The following is a 4,280-nucleotide window of genomic DNA, read 5'->3' on the forward strand; positions in this document are numbered from 1 at the left end:
GCTTATGAAGAAACAGCTTATCTTATGAGAAGCATGAATAACTATAAAAGATTACAAAAATCTATTAATGAAGTAGAAGCTAATTTAGCTATCCAAAAAGAATTAATTGAAGAATGATAATTTCTTGGTCAACTAATGCTTGGGAAGATTATCTATATTGGCAAAGCATAGATAAGAAAAAGCTAAAACGAATTAATTTATTAATTAAGGATATTGTGAGAAATAACTTTGAAGGATTAGGAGAACCTGAACCTTTGAAGCATAACTTCTCTGGTTATTGGTCTAGGCGAATAGACAAAGAACATCGAATAATCTACAAAATAGAAAATAAGAATCTAATTATTATTCAGTGTAGATATCACTATTAAGTTATCTTCTTCTCAACTTCAACAAATCTTGTTTCTTTTTGTTCTGTTCTTTTGTTAATCGTTTCTTGTTTAATGCTTTCTCTAATTCATTTCTATTCTTCTCAACCTTCATTAGTTTGTTTTTAAGCTCGTTATTGGCTTTTTTAAGCTCGTTATTGGCTTTTTTAAGCTCTAAGGTATCAATGCTAGCCTTTTTATGTTTTTGGAGCTTGATGCCCCTTATAAGGTTGTTTATCTTTTTTTTGTCTTCTTCCCTACCAATTACCGCCTCTTTATAGAGCTTTTTTGACTCTTCAGTAGCTTTTATCAGCTTTTCTTGATACAACTTTTTGAATTTTGCTATTAGAGTGTCTTTTTGAGTAGATAATTCACTTTTTAAGCTTTCTATCTCTTTGATCGCTGTATTGTGTTCTTTTTGAAGTTTGCATAAGTTTGATTCAATATCCTCTTTTGCTTCTTTGAAATAATTTAACTTTGCTTCTATTTCTTTGCTTCTTGTTTTGTTGAAAATCAATATTTTCTCCTTATATTAATCCTGTCAATTCGGATATTTATGTCCGCAGTGACAGGATTGTTATTTATGTAATTAATTTTTTATTATTGGTTATTCTAGCATGTATAGTTAAAAATTATATTGACAAATATTACCATATTAAACATAATGAAAAACACTACAACTGATGAAGCCTAAAGGCAGAAACAATTAAGATTGTCTTGTAGAAAGATGGCTCTCGTTTTTTTATTTGTTTTTTTAATTTTCAATACGCCATTTTAAGAATAAAAAACATCATTACGATCATTAGTGTCGGTAATAGATAAATACAGACTATAGCAATAGCAGAGATTTATTTAAACACTTAAAATTTTAATGTCTCAGTCATTAATTATCTTAAATCTTGAATTTAAGGTGGACTGAAGCACTTAACAAAGAAGGCATTATAATTATATGGCTAATAATATTTTTAGAGGAGTTATACTTTCCGCTCTTAAACATAACAAAGACGGAAGTTTTTCAACTCAAGCTAATAGAAAAAATATATTGCTTAGGGCTAATAAAGATTTGGCTCAGATGGGACATAAGCACGTAACAGCCAAGAATTTTGGAGCAAAACATTGCTATATTTTAAGGGATAAATGGCAAGCTCAAGGATTAACAACAGCAACAATTAAAAATCGACTCGCCTGTATTCGATGGCTCGGAGAGAAATTAGGAAAGGAACTTCCTGATAACCAAAAATTAGAAATTGAGAATAGAAAATATAGCGATAATTCAAAAAATAAAGCTCAAGAGCTAAATTATAACAAGCTAGCGAAATTAAATAATAGGCAATCACTAGCAATTCAACTTCAACGAGAATTTGGTTTAAGAAGAGAGGAAAGCCTAAAGTTTCAACCTAATTATGCAATAAAAGATAATAGAATAGAGCTTAAAAGCTCTTGGACAAAGGGTGGAAGACCAAGAACAATCCCAATTTTAAACGAAAAACAAAAAGAATTGTTACAAAAAGTAAAAGATATAGCTGGCAAAGGGTCATTAATAGAGTCTGATAAAAAATATTATCAAGCTAGAGAGGCATTAGATAAAGCTTGTCAGCGGGCAGAAATTAAAAATATGCACGGCTTTCGCCACGCTTATGCTCAAGATAGATATAGGCAACTAACAGGACGTGAATGCCCAAAAAATGGAGGCCTAACATCAAAACAATTAACTCCTGAGCAGAAAATACAAGATTTTGAAACTAGAATGATTATTTCTGAAGAACTTGGGCATGGTAGAGAAGAAATAACTGTTCAATATCTTGGGAGATAGTTTATAATTAAGAATATTATATTAACTAAGCTTATTGAAATTCCTATTCATAAATACTCAAGCTGTATCGAACATGTATTAGAGCCTCTCCTTCGTTTCCAAGAGGAACCAAATTAAAACACTGTTGTTCGGGCATCCAGCGTAAGTTTGATAAATTTAAAATCTCCCAACCAACATAATTTCCAATACCTATGCATGCATTCTTGTTTCCTGCGGCACAACCAGCCCCTACTGATAACATAGCGTGTATAAGTCTATATTGTGAGTTTCTATTAATTTCAAAAAAACCTAAAAAACTTCCTTGAGGGACTCTAAATAAATCATATTTTGATCCAACTATTGTTGAAGAACTTGGATCAATAACGCTTTCACATTGTCGTCCTAGATTTTTTTCAAATAATGATTTATATTTTCTCTCACTAATGGCTTTGGCATTATAGAGAGATTGAATAACAGCATCCCAACACATTAAATTCGACAAAGTGCCAAAGTCGCGATGATTCTTATTTAGTGCAACATCTCTCGCATATCCAGCGGCAATATGACCTTTTAGCATCAATATAACCTTTGCATTAATAGTAATCTTGTAATTATATAACTTTTATGTAAAAAAATTAAGTTATACTTCATCAAATCCAAACATGTGGTTTTCTGTTTTTTTTCTATTCAGATGCTTTAATTTACCACGCAAAAAACCTATTTTTGATATAAGTTCTGAATTATCCCAGCTATTATATAAGTCCAAGCAAATTTGTTCTATATCTTCGGCTTTATAGTGGTCAAAAATATGCTTAATATCATTTATCTTTAAATCTAATTCGTCATCTAATAGAATATCTATAGCCTTAGAATTAAAGCCTATTGGTATATAATCATCTCTTGTTTTAGTTTCTAAAAGCTCTCTATTAAATTCATCTTCACTCTTTCCTTTCTCTGTTATACAAAACTCTATAGATGTTATTTTACGACCTGTTTTAAGTTCTTTGTAATTTATTTGAATCTTTGTTTTATCGTTTATTTCTTCGATTACTTTATCTAAAAAATCATTTTTAAATAATGAGTACCTTTGTTTATAGCTTTTAGGCATTTCAAAACGATTTATTAAATCTTCTACATCATAGGTGACAAAAAGATTTCTTCTATGTTTGTATTGCTTATCATAGTCGCTTTTGAGAAGTAAATATAATCTGCTTGAATACTTACTTTTAAAGCTTAAAAGTAAAGGTAATTTGGCTTGGACAAACTCTTCTTTGAGTTGTATTAGATAGTGCTTTAATTCAGGGTCAAAGCTACATTCTATATAAGAATTACCATCTTGATGGCTAATATGAGAAAACCAAGAACAAACTATTGTTCTTTTCTTTTCTTCATCTCTGATTCTAACTATTTTTTGTAATAAACTTTCAGCAAAACCAACAAATCTTTTGTAATGTTTTGTTGCTTTCTCTAATCCTTGAACATCTTTAAAAAATACTTTGTAAATTTTAAAGTCTTTGTCTTCTTGTGATATTTGACTAATGACATTGTAAATAAAGTTTTGTTCTTCTCTCGTGAAAGAATACCGACCTTTTACGATCTTATTACTCATAACAACATTTTTATTACGCATGACATAGACATTTTTAATAATATGTTTTTAAATTTATCAAAGCAATGGATCAATTACAACATATTATTATTGAGTATTATGTTTTTCACTGACAAAAATATGTTTTTCACTGACAAAAATATGTTTTTAAACTCCATTTCACTGACAAAAATATGTTTTTCACTGACAAAAATATGTTTTTAGTTCTCGCTAGCCCTTTATTTTCAATGGTCTCAGCTTTTACCAAAAGATATAAAAGAATAAAGATAAAAGTCTTTAAACGCGTACGCGAGGAAAAAGAAAAGATTTTTTGACTTTTTTAAAAAGTAAATCTATACTTTAGGTACTTATTTAAGTACTCATGTTAAGATTTATGCAAACAGTTAATTATTCAACTTTTAGAAGTTCATTATCAGACTCTATGGACATGGTTACAGAAAATCATTCTCCAATAATAGTTACTAGAGGATCAAAAAAAGAAGCTGTTGTTATTTTATCATTAGAAGATTTCAAA

6 protein-coding genes are annotated in these 4,280 nt (G+C 29.3%); 3 read left to right on the forward strand and 3 right to left on the reverse strand.

What is annotated here, in order from left to right; all coding sequences use genetic code 11:
* Nucleotides 1-113 precede the first annotated feature (113 nt).
* Nucleotides 114-368 (forward strand): Txe/YoeB family addiction module toxin, encoded by a 255-nt coding sequence (locus F3D62_RS12050; RefSeq protein ID WP_150468492.1) that lies wholly within the window; start codon nucleotides 114-116, stop codon nucleotides 366-368.
* A 1-nt stretch (nucleotide 369) separates the two neighbouring features.
* Here F3D62_RS12050 and F3D62_RS12055 read toward each other — a convergent pair whose 3' ends face one another.
* Nucleotides 370-882 (reverse strand): hypothetical protein, encoded by a 513-nt coding sequence (locus F3D62_RS12055; protein WP_150468493.1) that lies wholly within the window; start codon nucleotides 880-882, stop codon nucleotides 370-372.
* 432 nt (nucleotides 883-1,314) lie between these two features.
* Between F3D62_RS12055 and F3D62_RS12060 the strand changes: the two genes are divergently transcribed.
* Nucleotides 1,315-2,178 (forward strand): integrase domain-containing protein, encoded by an 864-nt coding sequence (locus tag F3D62_RS12060; protein WP_150468494.1) that lies wholly within the window; start codon nucleotides 1,315-1,317, stop codon nucleotides 2,176-2,178.
* A 43-nt stretch (nucleotides 2,179-2,221) separates the two neighbouring features.
* Here the strand turns inward: F3D62_RS12060 and F3D62_RS12065 are convergent, their stop codons facing one another.
* Nucleotides 2,222-2,647, reverse strand: a complete 426-nt coding sequence (locus F3D62_RS12065) for a hypothetical protein (RefSeq protein ID WP_191092619.1) — start codon at nucleotides 2,645-2,647, stop codon at nucleotides 2,222-2,224.
* A gap of 150 nt (nucleotides 2,648-2,797) precedes the next feature.
* A complete protein-coding gene (locus tag F3D62_RS12070; RefSeq protein ID WP_150468496.1) occupies nucleotides 2,798-3,787 on the reverse strand; it encodes a replication initiation protein in 990 nt (329 codons plus the stop codon).
* A 352-nt stretch (nucleotides 3,788-4,139) separates the two neighbouring features.
* Between F3D62_RS12070 and F3D62_RS13285 the strand changes: the two genes are divergently transcribed.
* Nucleotides 4,140-4,280 (forward strand): type II toxin-antitoxin system Phd/YefM family antitoxin (locus F3D62_RS13285; RefSeq protein ID WP_150468497.1); only part of this gene is annotated, 141 nt, incomplete at its 3' end.

The organism is Francisella sp. SYW-9 (genome assembly GCF_008711465.1).
GTDB lineage: Bacteria > Pseudomonadota > Gammaproteobacteria > Francisellales > Francisellaceae > Francisella.